Source organism: Acinetobacter seohaensis, assembly GCF_056431365.1.
In genome coordinates, this window is sequence record NZ_JBWKMK010000047.1 from 1 (window position 1) to 19,138 (window position 19,138).

Consider the following 19,138-nt stretch of genomic DNA (forward strand, 5'->3'; position numbering starts at 1 on the left):
ATCAACAATACAAAAAATTTCTGTAAAATCGTACATGGTAGTTAGAGCCTTTGGGTTGTGTCGTAACTTTCTAAATGGCTCTAACTACCTTTTTTTCAAGGGCTTTTCTTATCCGTAATTCGGGTTATAATACTGATTATTATACTTTTAAGTGTATCAGAAGCATGATGAATTTGGAATCATCATGCTTAAAATTGACTTCTGGGTATCCCATGTAAATTAAGGCATTTTATTGATAATTCCCCGCCACTTTTACATAGTGTCGTGCAGAATAAGGTAAAAACTCTTTTTCCTTGTCAGTTAAAGGACGAACTTTTTGCACAGGGCTACCCACGTACAAATAACCACTTTCCAAACGCTTACGCGGAGGTACTAAAGACCCTGCGCCAATCATCACATCATCTTCAATAATGACATCATCCAAAACAATTGTGTTGATGCCCAATAACACCCGATTGCCAATGGTGCAGCCGTGTAAGGTCACACCATGTCCAACTGTGACATCTTCGCCAATAATCAGCGGTGAACCTTCAGGTTTGTCGGCTTTTTTATGGCTGACATGCAGCATGGCATGATCTTGTACATTGGAATTTTGACCAATCCGAATATGGTTGACATCCCCACGAATCACAGCAAATGGCCAAACCGATACATTTGCGGCCAAATGCACATCACCAATTACCACCGACAATTCATCTACATAGCAGCTAGCGTCAATTTTTGGGGTTTGCTCTAAATAAGCACGCACATTTTTTTTCATAATGGACAAATCTTTAGCTTATAAATTTAGGATTGAGGACAGTATAAAATAAAAAAGCACACATGCGGGCATGTGTGCTTTGCGCTTTAGTCTAAGCTTATGAATCTTAGAATAAGTTGCTAAAGAATTGTTTGATATGGTCTAGCATACGTGCAAAGAAACCCGCTTCTTCCACTTCCTGCAACGCCACCAATGGTTTTTCAGCAATCACTTTACCATCTAAGGTTGCGACATATTTACCAATCACTTGACCTTTTTTCAAAGGAGCAGTCAATTTAGGTTGAACCACCAATTGAGTTTTAATTTGGTTGGCTTTGCCTTTTGGCATGGTCACGTTAAAGTTTTCTGGCAAACCAATTTGTGCTTCTTTGCTTTTACCGTACCATACTTTTGCTTTAGCTAAGACTTGGTTGGCAGGCTGTACACGTACAGTTTCGTAGTTTGCATAACCCCAAGCTAACAATTCACGAGTTTGAGTTGCACGAGCTTGCATGGTTGGCGCACCAAAAATCACCGAAATTAAACGCATTGGGCCACGTTTAGATGAAGTGGTTAAGCAGTAACCCGCTTCGTTGGTATGACCTGTTTTTAAACCATCCACGCTTGGGTCGGTATATAACAGGGCATTACGGTTGCCTTGTTTAATTCCATTAAAAGAAAACTCTTTTTCAGAATAAATTGGGTAGTATTTTGAGCTGTCATGGATGATGTGCTGCGCTAAAGTCGCCATATCTTTTGCGGTAGAAAAGTGACCTTCAGCAGGCATACCCGTAGAGTTCATAAACTGGGTATTGCTCATGCCAATACGTTTGGCTTCTTCATTCATCATGTGAACGAATGTGCCTTCATTACCTGCAATGTGCTCTGCCATGGCTTTAGATGCATCGTTGCCCGATTGCACGATAATTCCGCGTAGCATTTCAAGTACGGTTGCTGTGCCATTTAAAGGAACATACATACATGATTCTGTGCTGCTGCCACGACACCATGCAGACTCATTCATGCGGACTTGTTCATCTTCCGTGAGTTCGCCTTTTAATAACTTTTGTTCAATGATGAAACTAGTCATCATTTTGGTCATTGAGGCAGGGGCGAGTTTTTCGTTTTCATTTTTTGAAGCTAAAATTTGTCCCGTCTCATAATCCATCAAAACGTATGATTTGTTATTGAGTTCTGGTGGTGTAGCTAAGACAGTTGCTGCATAAGAAAAGCTTGGTAATAGTAATAATGCAGCAAGGGCGCTTTTTGGGGTCATTCTAAGAGGTTCCAATACTTGAGGTATGCACAAAAGAGCTAGCATTTTAGGGCAAAGCTCAGCCGACTTCTATGGGAGAAATCGGCTTATTGATAGAAGTATTGTAACCAAATTGTATTATCTGCTATATGCTGTCAATTCTTGGCAAATTGCTTGGTTTTTGGCTGTTCCAGCAGCTTTGGCATCGGCACGGGCTTCTTTTAAAATTGGCTGGAAGCTTTTTTGTTTGCTGAGTTTACTTAAGGCAGTAACAGCGTCTTTTTCTTTAGGCATATATTCTTGGGCAAGTTTTGTATAACCCTGATGAAATTGATCTTGTTCTTTGACTAGTGAAGGGCAAACTTCAGATAACACATAAATAGCGGCTAATTCTTGCTGAGTCACTTGTTGTAATGGCGTCACTTCAATATTTTCTTCTTGCGCAATTGCGGCTTGACTTAAACCCAAACTGAGCGCAACTGCGCCAAAAAAATGAACTGCACGTGAATTTTTTAAGCCAGAAAATTGCATATCAAGTACCTTAAATATTGTTTGAACTGAATCTACCGATTCATTTAAGTGCTTATAAGATGAATCATTTATTTGCGAATTGAAAGAGTGAAAATGTATTAAAGCTGTGTGATCTGAGCGCAAATCATGTATAAAAAGTGAAGATTAAAGTCTGAAATTTGAAAATCAGTGGCTTGTGATATAAAGCGTAAAATAATAGTGGAAAAATACCAGATATAAAAACTAAGCATAAAATTTAAGGCAAACTTTGAAAGTTTGCCTTAAAGGGTGAGTATGCAAAATTATTTACAGGCTCAAAATAGTATTTAAATCATGTGATTTAAAGTGCTAATTCTAAAGCTTCCTGACACACTACTTTTTGCTCTTCTTTGGCTGTATCTTTTGCTGCTTCACGCGCTTCAGCTAAAACGGATTGATATTCTGCGTCGGCTTGTAGTTTGGCAAGCGTCATGTTCGATTCTGAATAATCTTGTAGATAAGTTTGAATCAGTGCTTGAATATTGGCATCTAATTTTGCATTTTTTCCAATCAGTGCAGGGCACATTTCAGTCATGACTTGTGCCGCTGCAACATCTTCTTTCACAATCGTATTGGCTTCTGCTGCAGTCAAATCTTCTGCAATTACAGACTGCGTTAATACAGCAGCAAAACCTAGACCCAATAAACGACGAAATGACAAAGCTAAAATCATGAGAATCACATATATTTTTGGATGGATGTTAAGCGCTAAATATATATAATCTTTTGTATATTTCAATGAAATGTGCTGATCAGTCATTTTGTTGTCGTGTGCTTATTAAATGTGCTTAGGCATGAATCAGGCACAAACAAGTTTAAGATTGAACCGACGTTGCTATATTTTAGTATATAACCTTTATATTTGTTTTATCTGAGATTTTTCTGTGAATATTTTGATAGCCAATGATGATGGCGTGTTTGCACCTGGTATCCAAGCTTTGGCGAAAGCCTTAAAACCTTTGGGTCGCGTGGTGATTGTTGCACCCGAAAGTGAACGCAGTGGTTTTTCGAGTGCGCTGACTTTAGACCGACCATTACGTCCTGTGCAAATTGCTGAAGATGTCTGGGCAGTGAATGGTACACCTGCAGACTGTGTCTATTTGTCGATGAATGGATTGTTCGATTTCGAATTTGATTTGGTGGTCAGCGGCATTAACAGCGGTGCAAATCTAGGGGATGATGTACTGTACTCAGGCACAGTCGGTGCGGCATTTGAAGGACGTTTGATGAAACAGCCTGCGATTGCGGTATCACTTGCAGGGCATAATGTACGTGCTTATCAGCATCCGCAAGATTATATGCAGGCAGCGCAGTGGGTACATGACTTTATTGCTCAAGGTTTACCAAGTTTACCTGCACGACATATTTTTAATGTGAATATTCCAGATGTGCCAGTGTTGCAGGGCACAAAAATTACCTATCAAGGACAGCGTACCCAATCTAAGCCAATTACTAGTCAGGTCGATCCACGAGGGCGTCAAGTGTATTGGATTGGTTTGTCGGGCGAGGCAGTGGCTGCACCGAAAAAAGGCTTAACTGAAATTGAGTCTGATTTTTTTGCGGTAGCAAGTGGCTATGTCAGCGTGACACCAATTCAGATGGATGCCACCAATTATGACGTTTTGCAATCATTGCACAGTCAATTTTCCCAAATTGGCTAACTAATGTTATAACTTTGTGAAAAAGTAGCTTGTAAGCCTCATTACAAGGACTTTTTTGCTACTCTTAGCGCAATAGAAAATATTTAGAATTTGTAGAGAGGAAAGAATGCCTGTGGTGTTTCAGTATCGTTTATTTAGCACACCAACAGCATTGTTGAAAACCTTAGTGTTATCAAGTGCTGTTGTGGCTACCGTCGTGTTGAGTGGTTGTGCCTCTAAACCTCAAGTGAATAATTCTGCACGTTATGCAACAGCGCCGAATTTTTATACTGTACGTTCAGGTGATACTTTAAGTGGTATCGCTGCACGTTATGGTTTGAGCTATCTCAGCATTGCAGAAATGAATGATATTGCACCGCCGTATCGTATTTATGTCGGGCAGTCGATTCGTTTGAAAGCGGGCAATGCACCACGTACAACAAGCACTCGCCCTGTAACGCAGGCTGCACCAATTCAACGTCAAACAGTCACTTTACCAACGACACCTGCACCGGTAACATCGACTACAACCACGACCACTAGCTCAACAACACCAAGTACACCGGTGCGTAGCAGCACATTGCGCTGGGTGAAACCATCTCAAGGTGCTGTGATTGCACAGTTTAATTTGGCAAGTAATATCAAAGGAATTCGTTACGGTGGCAATGTAGGTGACCCAATTTATGCCGCAGCAGATGGGCAGGTGGTTTATGCTGCAGATGGCTTAAAAGAATATGGAAACTTGATTTTAATCAAGCACATTGATGGTTATATCACCGCCTATGCACATAACAGTAAGATGAATGTGAGCAGTGGTCAAAATGTCACAGCGGGTCAAAAGATTGCAGAAATGGGCTCTTCGGGTGCTACACGTACCATGTTGGAGTTTCAGGTACGCCTAGATGGTAAGCCAATCAATCCGACTAATGTTTTACCAATAAATTAAATATCACGAATACAAACTATAAATTTCACCGTATAATACAATAAGTTGCTTTTATCGACAGATAGGGGCAACGATTATAATTTCAGAGGGAATTTATGTTAGATCAACTTCGAGCAATGGGTGTATTTGCTTGTGTTGTTGAAAAAAGCTCGTTTAGCGGTGCAGCACGTGACTTAGGGATCACCACCAGCGCTGTCAGTCAGCAAATCCGTTCATTAGAACAAGATATGGAAGTCACGCTTCTGCATCGTTCTACTAGAAAACTGAGTTTGACTGAAGCAGGACAAGCTTTTTTCCACAGTTGTCAAGAAATGCTCGCCGCTGCTGAGCGTGGTAAAATACGCATTAATGAGTTAAGAGATGATTTGGTCGGTGATTTAAGAATTGCCACCACTCCAGAATTAGCCACGAACCATGTGATTCCCGCACTTTCTCATTGGCTGTCTGCCCATCGTGGCTTGTCTGTACATCTAGAAACCGACAATCAATACATTGACCTGATTGATGGTCGTATTGATATTGCGCTGCGTATGAGTCCAAAAATTGAAGATCAAAACCAGCATGTGATTCCTATTGCACATATTGACCAAGTTTTAGTTGCATCACCTAGTTATTTAAATCAAACTGCACCCATTTCACGTCCTGAAGATTTAAAACATCATGAGTTAATTCCATTGACCATTATGAAAAATTTTCAGCAACTCAATTTTAAGCATATCAGCACTGCAGAAAGTGTGGATGTAGAGTTGGGCTCGCGTCTATCGACCAATAATGTGTTGGTGTCTAAATCTTTGTGTATGCAAGGGCATGGGCTTGCGCGAATTTTGCATTTGGATATTCAAAAAGATTTGCTTAATGGCAGTTTGGTTGAAATTTTGCCTGAGTGGAAATTACCCGCATTTACTTTGTATGCAATCATTTCTAAGCACGAACAGCAACCGATGAAAGTACATCGCTGTTTGGAAGCTTTAAAACAATATTTTTCTCAATTGCTGGGTGGGCGAGTGTTTCAAGAAGCATCTTAATTGAATGTTGATAATATACTGATCGACCATTTAGTTAGCAAAAAGCCGCAGTTCAAACTGCGGCTTTTTGTTAGGGATTTATTTAAGCCAAGAATTTTTTAATCATTGCTACAAGGCGTTCAATCAATTGATCTGCCTGGGCTTGAGTAATATTTAATGTTGGCAATAAACGCACCACAGAACCTGCAGTTACGTTAATAATCATTTTGTATTCATCGCGGGCAATATCGACCAACTCTGCACATGGTTTTGGTAATTCAATACCAATCATCAAGCCAAAACCACGCACGCTTACATTTTGGTCTGCGAGTTGTTGACGCAATTGTTCCACAATGTAGCCACCCATTTTTGCTGCATTTTCTACCAAGTTTTCTTTCTGGATGGTGTCAATCACGGTATAAACGACACGTGAACCAAGCGCAGTACCGCTATAGGTGGAACCATGATTTCCTGCGGTAAGAACGCCCACACCGCGACCTTGTGTCATCACCGCACCAATTGGGAAACCGTTGCCCAAACCTTTGGCAGTAGTCAGAACGTCAGGCACAATATTGGTGTGTTGATAAGCAAAGAATTTACCTGTACGACCATTTCCTGTTTGCACTTCATCTAGCATCATCAGCCAGTTGTGTTGATTGCATATGCGACGGATATCTTCTAGGTAACTAAAACCTTGTGGTGCAGTATTCACACCGCCTTCACCCTGAATCGGCTCGACTAAAATAGCTACAATATCAGGATACTGAATCGCAGCTTCTTCAATGGCTTCGACATCACCAAAAGGCACACGAATAAAACCTTCAACCAAAGGTGCAAAACCTTCCTGAACTTTTTTATTGCCTGTTGCAGATAGGGTTGCCAAGGTACGACCATGGAAAGAATGATCGGCCACAATAATTTTAGGATTGGCAACGCCTTGCATATGACCAAACTTACGTGCAATTTTAATTGCGCCTTCGTTAGATTCTGCACCACTGTTTGAGAAGAACACTTCTTCCATGCCTGCAACTTGAGCTAGTTTTTGTGCAGCAGCAGTTTGCCATGGCACCTCAAACAAGTTACTGGTGTGAATTAAAGTAGCCGCCTGATCGGCAATTGCTTCAGTAATCGCAGGGTGTGCATGACCTAAACCACAAACGGCAATGCCTGTAAGTGCATCTAAATATTCTGTGCCATCTTCAGTATAAAGATAAGAACCTCGACCGCGGACAAAGCTGATCGGCTGACGACCAAATACAGGCATCAAATGTGATGGTTGATCAGTTTGCACAGGAGCAAGGGTAATGTTATTCATGACTAACTCTTATCTGTTAGGTTGGAGGGAAAAACTTATATAAGCAAAATCTACTGCAGATGAAAAGCCTAATTGTAAATAAAATTGGATTTATTGCTTTAGACGTACTGTTTTGCTCGGTTTTGGGTATAATGCCACACAGATGAGTTGAGGATTTACCAATGACTGAACAAGTACGCGATACCGAAGCGTTAATTCGTGAACAAATTGCTAAACATGCTGTTCTTCTTTACATGAAAGGCACACCACAATTTCCACAATGCGGTTTTTCTGCGCGCGCAGTAGAAGCACTCAGTCAAATTGGTCGTCCTTTTGCTTATGTGAATATTTTAGAAAATCAGGATATTCGTACCACTTTGCCAAAAATTGCCAACTGGCCAACTTTCCCACAATTGTGGATTAACGGTGAGTTGATTGGTGGTAGCGATATTATGTTGGATATGTTCCAGAAAGGTGAGTTAAAGCCTTTAGTTGAGCAATACAGCCCAGCACCTGAAGCTTAAAGTATTGGACTTGGGTCACACTAGACCAAAGTCATCCATACAAAAAAGTTGATATAAAAAAAGCGCCTNCAGCAGTTTCAGCCGACTCAGCAGTGACTTCATCAGAAGTTGCCGCATCAGATGGTTCAGCCGATTTCTGTTTTTTCTTGGCTTTTTGCGCTTTGTCCTTTTTCTCTGGGTCTTTTTTGTCCTTTTCTTTCTTGGACTTTTTCTTTTTCTTTGGCTCTTCTTCAATTTCAGCACCATCTTCAATGGCTTGCCAATACTCAAGTTGTTCCATCACTGCAGCGTAAATTGAACCTTTGCTGTAACGTCCTTTTTTAGTGAGTTTACCCACAGGACGCGCCATTAAAATTTCTAAGGCTTGGTCAATGGTATCAATGGCGTGAATGTGGAACTGACCTTGTTCTACCGCTTCAATCACATCTTTACGCAACATAAGGTGCTGCATATTTTGACGTGGAATAATCACGCCTTGCTTGCCAGTTAAACCTTGCAGTTTGCAGGCATCAAAGAAACCTTCAATTTTTGCATTCACGCCACCAATTGGCTGTACTTGACCAAGTTGGTTCATGGAGCCTGTAATGGCCCAAGATTGGTCAATAGGTAGTTGGCTGATTGCAGAAATCAAAGCAGAAAGCTCTGCCACTGTTGCACTGTCACCATCAACCTGACCATAACTTTGCTCAAAGGCAAGGGCAGCAGAAAAATGTAAAATTTGCTCACGGCCAAAATGTGCTTTGAGGAAACTGGCCATCAACAACACGCCTTTGGCATGTAAAGAACCGCCAAGTTCAACACTGCGTTCAATATCTAAAATATCGCCGCCGCCTTGATAGACTGAGGCGGTTAAGCGCGAAGGTAAGCCAAACTCGACATCGGCATAGTGAATGACCGACAGGGCATTAATTTGCCCTAAACGATGTCCGCGAGTTTCTATTAACTGCGTACCGCGTGATAAATCTTGCCAGTACAGTTCTCTTAAATAGCCTAAGCGATATTTGCGATGATCCAGTGCGGTATTGATATGCTGTTCGGAAACCGTTTTATCGCCCGCCTGTGCCGCATGGTGATGCGATTCACGAATTAAATCCCCCAAGGTGAGGGCATGTAAGGAGAGTGAGCTTTGATCTTCAGCTTGACGGCTTGAGTCAGTAAGTAAAGCTGCCAAAGCAGAACGGTCAAATGGTAATAATTTGTCAGATTGCACATAGTCGGCAATCAGCTGCATATATGCCTGCTCGTTTTCGTCATTACGTTGTAATGTATCGGTAAAGTCGGCACGGATTTTAAACACGCTGCCAAGTTCGGGTTCTAGCTCTAAAATTTCATAATAAATTTCAGGCTCTGCCAGTAAAATCACTTTAATATTTAGTGGAATGGCTTGTGGTTCAATTGAAATGCTGCCTGTTAAAGTTAGCATGTGTTCCAAAGATGAAAGTTTCAATTGCCCCGATTTTAAAGCGCGTTTCAGTCCTTGCCATGCATAAGGCTGTTCCAGTAACTGCTCTGCTTCGAGCATCAAAAAGCCGCCATTGGTTTTATGTAAGCTACCTGCACGAATTAAGGTGAAGTCAGTGGTAATGGTGCCGTTTTGCGTGAGTTGTTCTACATGCCCCAATAAATTGTAATGGGTTGGAAAATCTTCAAAAATAACAGGTACACCGCTGTTGGGTTTGTGCGTCACAATAATATTGGCTTGGTAGCGCGCAGGAATACGGCTAAAGGTGCCAGGACGGAAATCATCTTCTTCCTGTTCTAAAACAAACTCGACATTATTAATAATATCTTCGGCATAGTATTGTAAATATTCAGTCAAACCTTCGACACTAGGATATTTATTTTGAATAATATCAATGCGTGGCATTACCACTTGTTTGGCAATATCACGGTTCAGGTCTTGTACTTTGTCACGTGCGTCATCTTCTAAATCGCCTAAATGCAAACCCAAACGCTCCAGTTTTTTATTCATATAACGAATATTGGACGCAATTTCTGCACGGGTTTTGCTGTCCAAGGCGTTAATATCTTCCTTAGACATTTCCTGCATTTTGTCATTTTTCAGATGCACGGGTACAAAGCAATGTTCATCTTCCTGCGCAATCAGTTTTAAATCGAGTTCTTCACCTTCACTGGTCAGCTCAATTAAGGCTTGTTGCTGTTCATCTCCCGCTTGCTGACGAATCATTTCAATGCGGTTGTGATAGGTTTCTGCGGTAAAGCGACGTTCGAGTTGCTTTAAAATAGTTTGCCAAGTTTGATGTAACAAACTTTGAAATTTAGGCGCTTGACCTGCAGGCAGTTGCAAGGCAATCGGTTGGCGCGGGTGTTTGAAATTATTGACATAAACCCAGTCATTCGGTGTGGGCATGCTCTTGGCATGTTGCTGCAGCAAACGCTTGACCATGGTACGTTTGCCCAATCCCGCCGTACCCACTGCAAAAATATTGTAGCCAGAATATGGCAGGGAAATACCTGCTTCCACCGAAGCACGTGCCCGATCTTGTCCTAAAAAATTATTCAGCGGTTTAATGCGTCGGGTCGAAGCGGGAATGTTATCGTAATTTGGAATATGGGTGAGTTGTGTTGCTCTGAGTCGCGTATTTTCTAATGTGGTTTGTATTTCGCTTTGTTCAAAGGCAGAGCTGAGAAGCGGTTGTTGTGCGTCTTGCGTTGCTGTTGTTGTATTGGCTGTTATCGATGTATTGATTTGATCAAGTCTTTGGGTCACTGTAGAAATCCAAAACGAAATATTGCAGTTAGAGGGTTAAAGGTATACAGGTTTAATGAGAAAATTCAAGCTAAGCCGCCATTTTTACTACAAAATGACAAGGCACTTGTGGATAATTTCATAAATACTGTTGAAACAGAAGCTATTCCACGATTGAATAACAACAATTTGACTTAACAGAAAATAATAATCGCATGACCACACAAAGTACTGGGCAAACTTCAGCACAAAATACAGGATGGAAAGCTGCATTTACAGCATTTTTAGACCGTCGTGCGCTGATTATGCTGTTTTTAGGTTTCTCTGCAGGTATTCCAATTTTACTGATTTTTTCCAGTCTATCTTTGTGGTTGGGCGAGGCAGGAATTGATAAAAGTGCAGTGACTTTCTTTAGTTGGGCAGCCTTGGGTTATTCCTTTAAATTTGTTTGGGCGCCATTAATTGATGAATTGCCCGTTCCGTATTTAACCCAAAAGTTAGGGCGTCGTCGGGCATGGTTGCTCATTGCACAATGTTTGATTATCTGCGCAATTGCAGTCATGGCATTTTCCGACCCTGCATTGGGGCAGGCACATTTATATCAAATGGCATTTGGCGCAGTATTACTCGGATTTTCTGCCGCCACGCAGGATATTGTCATTGATGCCTACCGTATTGAGTTGGCAGAAACCCAAATGCAAACCGTGTTGGCTTCGACCTATAACGCAGGTTACCGCATTGGGATGATTGTTGCGGGTGCGGGTGCTTTGTTCTTGGCTGCATCGTTAGGCACAGCTAAAGGCAACTATATTTACAGTGCATGGAAAGTGACCTATTTGGCCATGGCTGCGGTGATGTTGATTGGTATTATCACGACTTTGATCATTCGTGAACCACAGGTAAATCGGGTCAATAAACATTATCAACGTCGAGACTATTTCCGTTTGGTGATGGTGTTTTTTGTCGCTGTATTCAGTTTTGTGTTGTGTTATGTCTTTTCTGGCAATTTAACTGAAGCCTTAAAACAACAATTTCAGCTGAAAGACGCGTTTTTATTGTTCTGTTTGGAAGCATTGCGTTTTATTGCTTCAGGTGCTGCGGCAGTATTGATGGGCACTATTTTGGTCAAATGTGGTGCTGTGAATAAACAGATGGCCTTTGAAACATGGGTACATCCTGTTGCGGATTTCTTTAAGCGCTATGGCGTCAAACTGGCCCTAGTTTTATTGCTGTTGATTGGTTTTTATCGGGTTTCAGACATCATTGCTGGGGTAATTTCCAATGTGTTCTATCAAGACCTGAACTTTAGCAAAGAGCAAATTGCAGAAGCTGTGAAAGTGTATGGGGTAATTTTCAGTCTGGTGGGCGGCTTCTTGGGGGGCTTGTTGGCACAGCGCATGAACATTATGAAACTGATGTTTGTCGGTGCAGTATTGGCTTCTTCAACCAACCTCATTTTTATTGGTTTGGTCAAGTCAGGGCAAGCACTTAGTGATGTGCAAGTTTCGGTGGGGCAGCAACAATATCAGGCTCAGGCCGATGAAGTGGGTTATTGGAAAGTTACTGTACCAAGTCAGGTGTTGGCCACCCAACATGAAATTCAGGTTCGTGCACATTATCAAACTGGCGATACACCATCACGTTTAGTGTCGATGCCTTATTTACAGCAGACAGCGGCTGAAACTGCGCAATTGCAGCTTTTACCACTGACTTCAGATAACACAATTTCCGTAGCAGAAAAGGCCAATAGCATTGTGGTACGTGGGCAATATGTGGGGCCTACTTTAACCGAGCAGCAAAAAATCGTGCTACAGCTAGATGGACAAAACTTTGATGCCAAACTCGATGCTCAAGGTATGTTTACTGCAGCGATTACTGGGCAGCTTTTGGCAGATTCTGCGGCAAAGCAATTGACTGTGGTGTTGATGGATCAGCAACAGGTGCTACAGCAACACAGCCAAAGCTATAAAGTCGATTTAACACAGGCTGCAGACACGACCTTGGATGTCGATATTCAGCCTTTGCCTGTGGTCAATACAGCATCAACCGAGATGGTGGAAATTCAGGGTAAAGTGATCAAACCATATAGCTCATTATGGTTATATTTTGCCATTATTGTCGATAACTTAGCTTCAGGTTTAGCGGGCGCGGCTTTTATCGCATTTTTATCCAGTTTAACCAGTGTGTCTTTTACGGCAGTGCAATATGCGATTTTTAGCTCACTCATGACCCTAACTCCTAAGATTTTAGGCGGTTATTCGGGTACTATAGTGACCAATATTGGTTATCCAAACTTTTTCCTCATGACTACCTTAATTGGAATTCCAATTTTGATTTTAGTGGTGTGGGTGGCAAAGTTATTACGTGATCATCAAGCAACATCTTCAGACACGATTCAACAGAAGGATGAATAATATGCGCATGCTGCATACCATGTTACGTGTAGGTAATTTAGAGCAATCTTTAAAATTTTATACAGAAGTTTTAGGTATGACTTTGCTTCGTAAGCGTGATTATGAAGAAGGGCGTTTTACCTTGGCTTTCGTAGGTTATGGTGATGAAGAAAATCACACAGTTTTGGAACTGACTCATAACTGGGATACTCAAAGTTATGATTTAGGCAATGCTTATGGGCATATCGCGATTGCGGTAGAAGATGCTTACAAAGCCTGTGAAGAAATTAAGGCACGTGGTGGTAATGTCGTACGTGAAGCAGGGCCAATGAAAGGCGGTGTGACTGTAATCGCGTTTGTTGAAGACCCAGATGGTTATAAAGTTGAGCTGATTCAGCAAGATCAAAATGCACGTAATAACTAAGTGTAATGTGCAAAGCAGCAACAACTTGGCCTTAATTGCCTAATAAACTGAATGTTGTTCAGCATTCAGTTAAAAAATATTGAACATATTCTATAAATACTCGCTTTTTGAATATCGCCCAGTAAGATAAGTTTATCGAAAGGTAAATAAGTCGCTGGGCTTATTCATATCAATGAACCCTTTAAAAACAAAAATTAGGATGCTGCAATGTTGAAGTTATTGGCACTGGATCGCTTTACTATACTCTTATTTGTAATGGTTATCTTAGCCAGTGTGCTGCCTGTTTCTGGGCAGGCAGCCGATGTTTTTGCTGTGATTACAACAGTCGCTATTGCTATCTTATTCTTTTTGCACGGAGCAAAATTATCACGTGAAGCGGTGATTCAGGGCTTTATGCATTGGCAGTTACATGCTTTGGTATTTACATTTACCTTTGTGCTGTTTCCCATTCTAGGATTACTTGCCAAACCTGTTTTAGTGCCAATGCTCGGACAAGAGTTGTATTGGGGCTTTTTGTTTATGTGCTTTTTGCCTTCTACAGTACAGTCTTCCATTGCATTTACTTCAGTGGCGAAAGGCAATGTTGCCAGTGCTGTATGCAGTGCTTCATTTTCCAATTTGATTGGGATGTTTATCACCCCCATTTTAGTAGGCGTGTTTATTCTGGGGCAGTCGGAACATGGTTTTGACCCGACCCATTCAATTATTCAAATTACTTTATTGCTGTTGGTACCATTTATATTGGGGCAGTTGCTGCGTCCTTATGTTTATCCTTATATGTTGAAATTACCAAAGTTGGTCAAGGTGTTTGATCAGGGTTCAATTTTGATGGTGGTTTATGGGGCATTTAGTGGGGCAGTCGTGGCGGGTTTATGGCATCAGGTGAGTGGTATGACCTTGCTGCTGTTAATTGTGGCGTGTTCAGTTTTATTGACTATTGTGATGTGGCTGGCATGGGTTGTACCTCAGTGGATGGGTTTTGCACCTGAAGATCAAATCGCAGCATTTTTTTGTAGTTCCAAAAAAACTTTGGCCAGCGGTGTGCCGATGGCGCAAATTTTATTTATTGGGCAGCCATTGGGTATGATAGTTTTACCCATCATGATTTTCCATCAAATTCAGCTCATGGTTTGCGGTGTGATAGCCAACGCGCTTGAGAAGCGGGCAGATTTGGCAGAGCAGTCAACATTAAATCCCAAAGAATAATTAGCTTTCAGCTATTTTATTCCGTATAATAATGCCCAACTTGTTGTGCTTAGCTCTGACGGTATCCGTCTCGGTGGGCCAAAAGAATGGTCTGTTATGGTGTTGGTCTGCTTTTTAGCACGTTCCTCATGTTTTATGAGAGTGACCAATTGCGATGACAGCATAAGCCTTCTTGAATCTTAGGAGTAATCGACGATGCGCGCCGATATTCACCCAAAATATGAAAAATTAGTTGCTACTTGCTCTTGCGGTAACGTAATCGAAACTCGTTCAGCTGTTGGTAAAGAAACTCTTTATCTTGACGTATGTTCTGCATGCCACCCGTTCTATACTGGTAAGCAAAAGAACGTTGACACTGGCGGTCGTATCGACAAGTTCAAACAACGTTTTGCTGGTATGTCACGTTCTATCAAACGTTAATATCCAGTACGAAAAAAACGGGCAATTTGCCCGTTTTTTTGTGCCTAGAATTTAGAGATAAAAGCATTCAAAAAAAAAGATTCAGAATAAAAAAATGAGACTGCTAAAACAGTCTCATTCATAAAATTGTTCTTTGCGCTAAGCGCTAAATGCAATGTACAAGACCTTATTGGTCTTGTACATCAATTAAATGATCCAGTTTTTTCTGGAAGTAATCACCCTGAATAAAGCGGGCATCAACATTCCATGCATTGGCAAACAGGTTCATATCATTTAAGTCACGTAGCAAAATCTCAATTGGCTTAATTTCGCTATATACGCTGAGTTGTTCCTGCAATTCCTGCGTAGATTGATCATCTGCCAGTTTTTCAATCAGGGCGCTGTGCAGGGTCAAGTAGTGAATATCAACTTGTTTTAAGATTGATTCACTGTAAATTGAATGACCAAAATCTCGTAGTGAAATTTCTGCACCGTGCTGACGTAATAAACTGATTTGCTTTTGTGCATCACCTAAGTTTTGACTAATATCTTCTTCTGAGAATTGTAAAATCAGTGGATGGCTGAGACGACTACCAACAATGGTGATCAGTTTAGACACAAACTCAGGGAAACTGCGGTCTTGCAATAACACGTGTTTGTTTAAATTGACAATCAGTTTGGCTTCAGGATATTGAGTAATAAAGTTATGTAATTGTTTACATGCTTCTACCAAAATCCAGCGATCTAGCTTAATTGAAAGCTCAGGATCTTCTGCCAATTCAATCAGTCCCGCTAAGCTTTTCCATTCACTATTGAAAATAAAGCCACTGGTCACTTCATAAGTGTAAAGGTTAGTATCTTGCTTATCATACAATTGCTGATACTTCAGGTGGATTTCACCACGATCCAAACTTTGACGTAATGCAGTAATAATCGCAGGTTCATTAAATGACTGTGGAACTGCAGCAGATTCAATCGCATTTAAATTAGATTCGCCAAATGACAAGTCTAATGCTAAACCTGAATTATTCTGATCTTGTGGGTTTGGTAAAGCATTGGCGAACCCTTGACTAATTAGCTGTTCAAAATTCTTTTCATCTCGAATATCTTGATTCAGCAATATATAGCCAATTCGTAAATTTAAAGGGTAGGTGTGCTGATCTACCGTGAGTAATTGAGGCTTGGTCAGTGAATTCAGGCCAATCAGTTTAGATTCTAAAATTGCAGTAGATTCAGCTTGGAATAGCCCGACAACCAAACCATTACTCACTGTAAATAATGGCACATTGGTTTGTTCTTTTAAGAAGGTTTGAATATTGGCAAAGTAGTTTTTTGTGGTCAGCCAATCTGCTTGGAAAATAGCTTCAGGGCAATTGGCTAAAGAGAACACAACCAAAGCATTTGCAATGGAGGGTTGTTTCGCCAAGGTACGATTGACCAATTGATAGGTACTTGGCTTTGCTGCAGGTTTTTCACTTGTCGATGCAGCAGACGATGCAACATTTGCCGTAGAGGTTTCATTGTCTATGGTAATTTGCAAAGCATCGTCCTCTGTTGCGGCAATAAACTCTACTTTAAGTGGATTTTGCTTGGCCAATAATGGATTTTGACTATGAATGTCAAAACGGCCATGTTCAAACTGCCCTTGACTGACTTTCTTAAAACGGAATTTAAAGTCTGTTACATCTTCAGGCTGTAACAGATCGAGTAGGGGTACGCCGATAATGTCATCTTCAGTTTTTAAGCCAAATAGTTGTAAGTATTCTGCATTGGCTTGTACGTGAATACCTTCCTGAATGATCGCAACAGCTTTGTTGCTGTCTTCCACCAAAGCCTGTGCCTGAATCTGTGCATTTTCAAGTTCAGTCATCAGTTGTTCTTGTGACTGCTGTAAGCGGCTAAAAGATAAAGCGCGAATTAAACCAAAATAGAAGCGTTCTGGAAAATCTAGATTGACGATGTCATAAATGCCTTTACGAATATAGTTGGTATATTGCGTAGCATCATAGTCATCTGGTTTGAGCAGCAATAGGGGCAGATTAGGCTGCTGTGAAGCACGAATTAAAGTTAGCGCCTGATCAACTTTAAGGTCATAAGCACGACCGAAAATGACTAAATCCCAAGTCAAATGTAGCTGTTTTTCAAAATTTTTAATGTCATCTAAAAGAATAGCCTGAACACGGTGCTCATTGGCAGTGAGTTGTTCACAAATTTGGTTAAAACGTATCTGGTTGTCATCGATTATGAGCAAACGCGTTTCAGTACGTTTTAACTTTTTAGACAAGAGTGGATTTCTCACTTTAATGCTTCCCATAAATCGTTATTTTTAACTTCATTCACTTGCTTTTGAATAAAACTATCTAAGACTGGCTGTTGCTGGTCATTCAACAACTCAAAATCAAAGCGCATAAAACTTTGGGTAATCAGGAGAGGTTTAATTAAGAAAACTTTGAGTTCTTCTTCCCCTAAGCGTAACTGTACAGTTTGTTTATCACGCAGTAATTGAATACCTGGCAAAATTAAACTGGTGCTGACATCTTCAGCATCTGTACTTTGTACCAGTAATGCTGGATGGTAATGTCCTGTGTGTCGATCGGTTTTTACAAAAACAGCACAAGGGAAAAGCTCTTGGGTTAAAATTTCCAAGCCAAGTTCTAAACTTTTTTCGGCAGATTGTTTAATCCAACGAATTACACCGCCACGCCATGGACTCTGATTATTTTCCTGAACTAAAATGAATTCGCCTGTTTTTAAATTTTTTGGTGTTTCGCCAGTCCATTTGATTCGGTAACCATTTACGCTAATGTCCAAAACATCGGCATTGTAAATTTGTTTGGTTTCACGATCTAAAGTTTTGACTGAGTTAATATCCACCGTTGAATTGGTGTGCATGGCATTAACAAATTGGCTTTCATTTTGGAATTGGTAGTTATCACCCAATACCAGTGTTTCGTTAAAGTTCTTACCATTAGACAAATAAAAATGTGCCACAGTCAAACCAAAGCAAATTTTAATCCGTGCCGAATATTCATAACGCTCATGCACACGTTCTGCTGTATTGGTCAAAATATTGTGCAAATGGAAATGCAAAGCAGGGGTTAAGAATAGCTTTTCATTGCGTGATAAATGTTCACCTTTACGACCTTGAACTTCATTTAAATGATCGAGTAGGGGTTGAGTTGCAATAAAAATATTGGCATGAAAACCTTGGCTTTGGTGCGTATTGTAAATAGGTGGATGATCTTTGCTTGCATCGACCACATAACGTGAAAGCGTCGTTTCTTTGGGTAAAACTTGAATCAGTTTTGCCCAATCAAAGCTACAGAGATATAAGCCTTGAATTTCTGCAGGTCGAATTTGATGGGTATTGAAAATTTCCAATAAAATCAGCTGTGCATAGGCTTGAGCAATATTAATCAGTTGATGTTGTGTGCCTTGTAACTGATTAATATTATTTAAATAATAATGTTGTTGAATGGCTGTATCTAAAAGTTGGTGTGCAATTAACCACTGATTTGGCAAGGCGTGGCTATAAAGCATGTGTTGTTGATAGCGCAGTAGAGCTAATTGTTGTAAAGCATAATAGCTAGATAGAACTCGTGCAGTTTGTAAGTTCTTTTTTAAATTAAAGGCAAATAAAGAAAATTTTTGTTGGGTGAGTTGTTGGTGGCTACGTCGGGAAATATTAATATAGACTTTGGCGAAATGACTGCGTAATAACAGCGCGAGTTCAATAATATGATCGTTGCGGTCATTACTAATCAAAGCCTGGTTGAAAAAATGCTTTTCCAGACTGGTAAGCACATTTTCAAGTGTCGGATGAATAGCTTGAATTAAGTCAAAACGTAATGTTTCCTGACATTTCAGTTCTGAAATTTCTAAAAGTGCATTAAATAGAGCTTGGGAAGAATCACCCAATTGTAAAATGGATAAATCCGCTGCCCATGCCTGAATGCTTTTAACCGTATTTTGACAAAAACTCAATTGCTCCAGCTTTAGTTCGCTGGGAACTAGAAAAAGATCTGAAGTATTCATATTCATGATTGTTATTTAAC

The 19,138-nt window shown here is 40.6% G+C and carries 16 protein-coding genes; 8 read left to right on the forward strand and 8 right to left on the reverse strand.

Features of this window, described 5'->3' with window-relative positions; genetic code table 11:
* Positions 1–229: 229 nt before the first annotated feature.
* The 4 genes from AC07E5_RS07890 to AC07E5_RS07905 form a co-directional block, all read right to left on the reverse strand.
* A complete protein-coding gene (locus tag AC07E5_RS07890) occupies positions 230–760 on the reverse strand; it encodes a gamma carbonic anhydrase family protein (protein ID WP_004971648.1) in 531 nt (176 codons plus the stop codon).
* Positions 761–866: 106 nt separating this feature from the next.
* On the reverse strand, positions 867–2,015 hold the full coding sequence (gene dacC, locus AC07E5_RS07895; protein WP_004971646.1) for a D-alanyl-D-alanine carboxypeptidase PBP5/6: 1,149 nt from the start codon (positions 2,013–2,015) through the stop codon (positions 867–869).
* 117 nt (positions 2,016–2,132) lie between these two features.
* A complete protein-coding gene (locus AC07E5_RS07900; protein ID WP_004971644.1) occupies positions 2,133–2,525 on the reverse strand; it encodes an MCR_0457 family protein in 393 nt (130 codons plus the stop codon).
* A 319-nt stretch (positions 2,526–2,844) separates the two neighbouring features.
* Positions 2,845–3,216 carry an MCR_0457 family protein gene (locus AC07E5_RS07905; RefSeq protein ID WP_026438310.1) on the reverse strand — a complete coding sequence of 124 codons (372 nt, stop codon included), beginning with the start codon at positions 3,214–3,216 and terminating at the stop codon, positions 2,845–2,847.
* A gap of 211 nt (positions 3,217–3,427) precedes the next feature.
* Between AC07E5_RS07905 and surE the strand changes: the two genes are divergently transcribed.
* The 3 genes from surE (at position 3,428) to AC07E5_RS07920 (ending at position 6,154) form a co-directional block, all read left to right on the forward strand.
* Positions 3,428–4,204 carry a 5'/3'-nucleotidase SurE gene (gene surE, locus AC07E5_RS07910; protein ID WP_498625190.1) on the forward strand — a complete coding sequence of 259 codons (777 nt, stop codon included), beginning with the start codon at positions 3,428–3,430 and terminating at the stop codon, positions 4,202–4,204.
* A 106-nt stretch (positions 4,205–4,310) separates the two neighbouring features.
* Positions 4,311–5,129 (forward strand): peptidoglycan DD-metalloendopeptidase family protein, encoded by an 819-nt coding sequence (locus tag AC07E5_RS07915; protein ID WP_104851774.1) that lies wholly within the window; start codon positions 4,311–4,313, stop codon positions 5,127–5,129.
* 95 nt (positions 5,130–5,224) lie between these two features.
* On the forward strand, positions 5,225–6,154 hold the full coding sequence (locus tag AC07E5_RS07920) for a LysR family transcriptional regulator (protein ID WP_498625192.1): 930 nt from the start codon (positions 5,225–5,227) through the stop codon (positions 6,152–6,154).
* A gap of 82 nt (positions 6,155–6,236) precedes the next feature.
* Here the strand turns inward: AC07E5_RS07920 and AC07E5_RS07925 are convergent, their stop codons facing one another.
* Entirely contained in the window at positions 6,237–7,448 is a 1,212-nt protein-coding gene (locus AC07E5_RS07925; RefSeq protein WP_498625194.1) for an aspartate aminotransferase family protein, read from the reverse strand.
* A gap of 161 nt (positions 7,449–7,609) precedes the next feature.
* Between AC07E5_RS07925 and grxD the strand changes: the two genes are divergently transcribed.
* On the forward strand, positions 7,610–7,951 hold the full coding sequence (grxD, locus tag AC07E5_RS07930; protein ID WP_019837647.1) for a Grx4 family monothiol glutaredoxin: 342 nt from the start codon (positions 7,610–7,612) through the stop codon (positions 7,949–7,951).
* A 31-nt stretch (positions 7,952–7,982) separates the two neighbouring features.
* Here the strand turns inward: grxD and AC07E5_RS07935 are convergent, their stop codons facing one another.
* Positions 7,983–10,682 (reverse strand): Lon protease family protein, encoded by a 2,700-nt coding sequence (locus AC07E5_RS07935; protein ID WP_498625196.1) that lies wholly within the window; start codon positions 10,680–10,682, stop codon positions 7,983–7,985.
* 194 nt (positions 10,683–10,876) lie between these two features.
* On the opposite strand from AC07E5_RS07935, the gene AC07E5_RS07940 reads away from it, so the two are divergent.
* The 4 genes from AC07E5_RS07940 to rpmE all read left to right on the forward strand — a co-directional run bounded on the left by AC07E5_RS07940 (position 10,877) and on the right by rpmE (position 15,104).
* Positions 10,877–13,075, forward strand: a complete 2,199-nt coding sequence (locus tag AC07E5_RS07940; protein ID WP_498625197.1) for an AmpG family muropeptide MFS transporter — start codon at positions 10,877–10,879, stop codon at positions 13,073–13,075.
* 1 nt (position 13,076) lies between these two features.
* Positions 13,077–13,478, forward strand: coding sequence for a lactoylglutathione lyase (gloA, locus tag AC07E5_RS07945; protein ID WP_168418196.1), 402 nt, complete (start codon positions 13,077–13,079; stop codon positions 13,476–13,478).
* Positions 13,479–13,685: 207 nt separating this feature from the next.
* Positions 13,686–14,684 (forward strand): bile acid:sodium symporter family protein, encoded by a 999-nt coding sequence (locus AC07E5_RS07950; protein ID WP_498625199.1) that lies wholly within the window; start codon positions 13,686–13,688, stop codon positions 14,682–14,684.
* Positions 14,685–14,879: 195 nt separating this feature from the next.
* Positions 14,880–15,104 (forward strand): 50S ribosomal protein L31, encoded by a 225-nt coding sequence (rpmE, locus tag AC07E5_RS07955; RefSeq protein WP_004971624.1) that lies wholly within the window; start codon positions 14,880–14,882, stop codon positions 15,102–15,104.
* Positions 15,105–15,270: 166 nt separating this feature from the next.
* On the opposite strand, the gene AC07E5_RS07960 is transcribed toward rpmE, so the two are convergent.
* Positions 15,271–17,397: a sensor domain-containing phosphodiesterase gene (locus tag AC07E5_RS07960; protein WP_498625201.1), complete on the reverse strand. Its 2,127-nt coding sequence runs from the start codon at positions 17,395–17,397 to the stop codon at positions 15,271–15,273.
* The gene (locus AC07E5_RS07965) at positions 17,379–19,124 is read right to left on the reverse strand and encodes a cyclic-di-GMP receptor FimW-related protein (protein WP_498625202.1); all 1,746 of its coding nucleotides are present in this window, start codon (positions 19,122–19,124) and stop codon (positions 17,379–17,381) included. Before AC07E5_RS07965 ends, AC07E5_RS07960 begins: the two co-directional genes overlap by 19 nt.
* Positions 19,125–19,138: the final 14 nt, after the last annotated feature.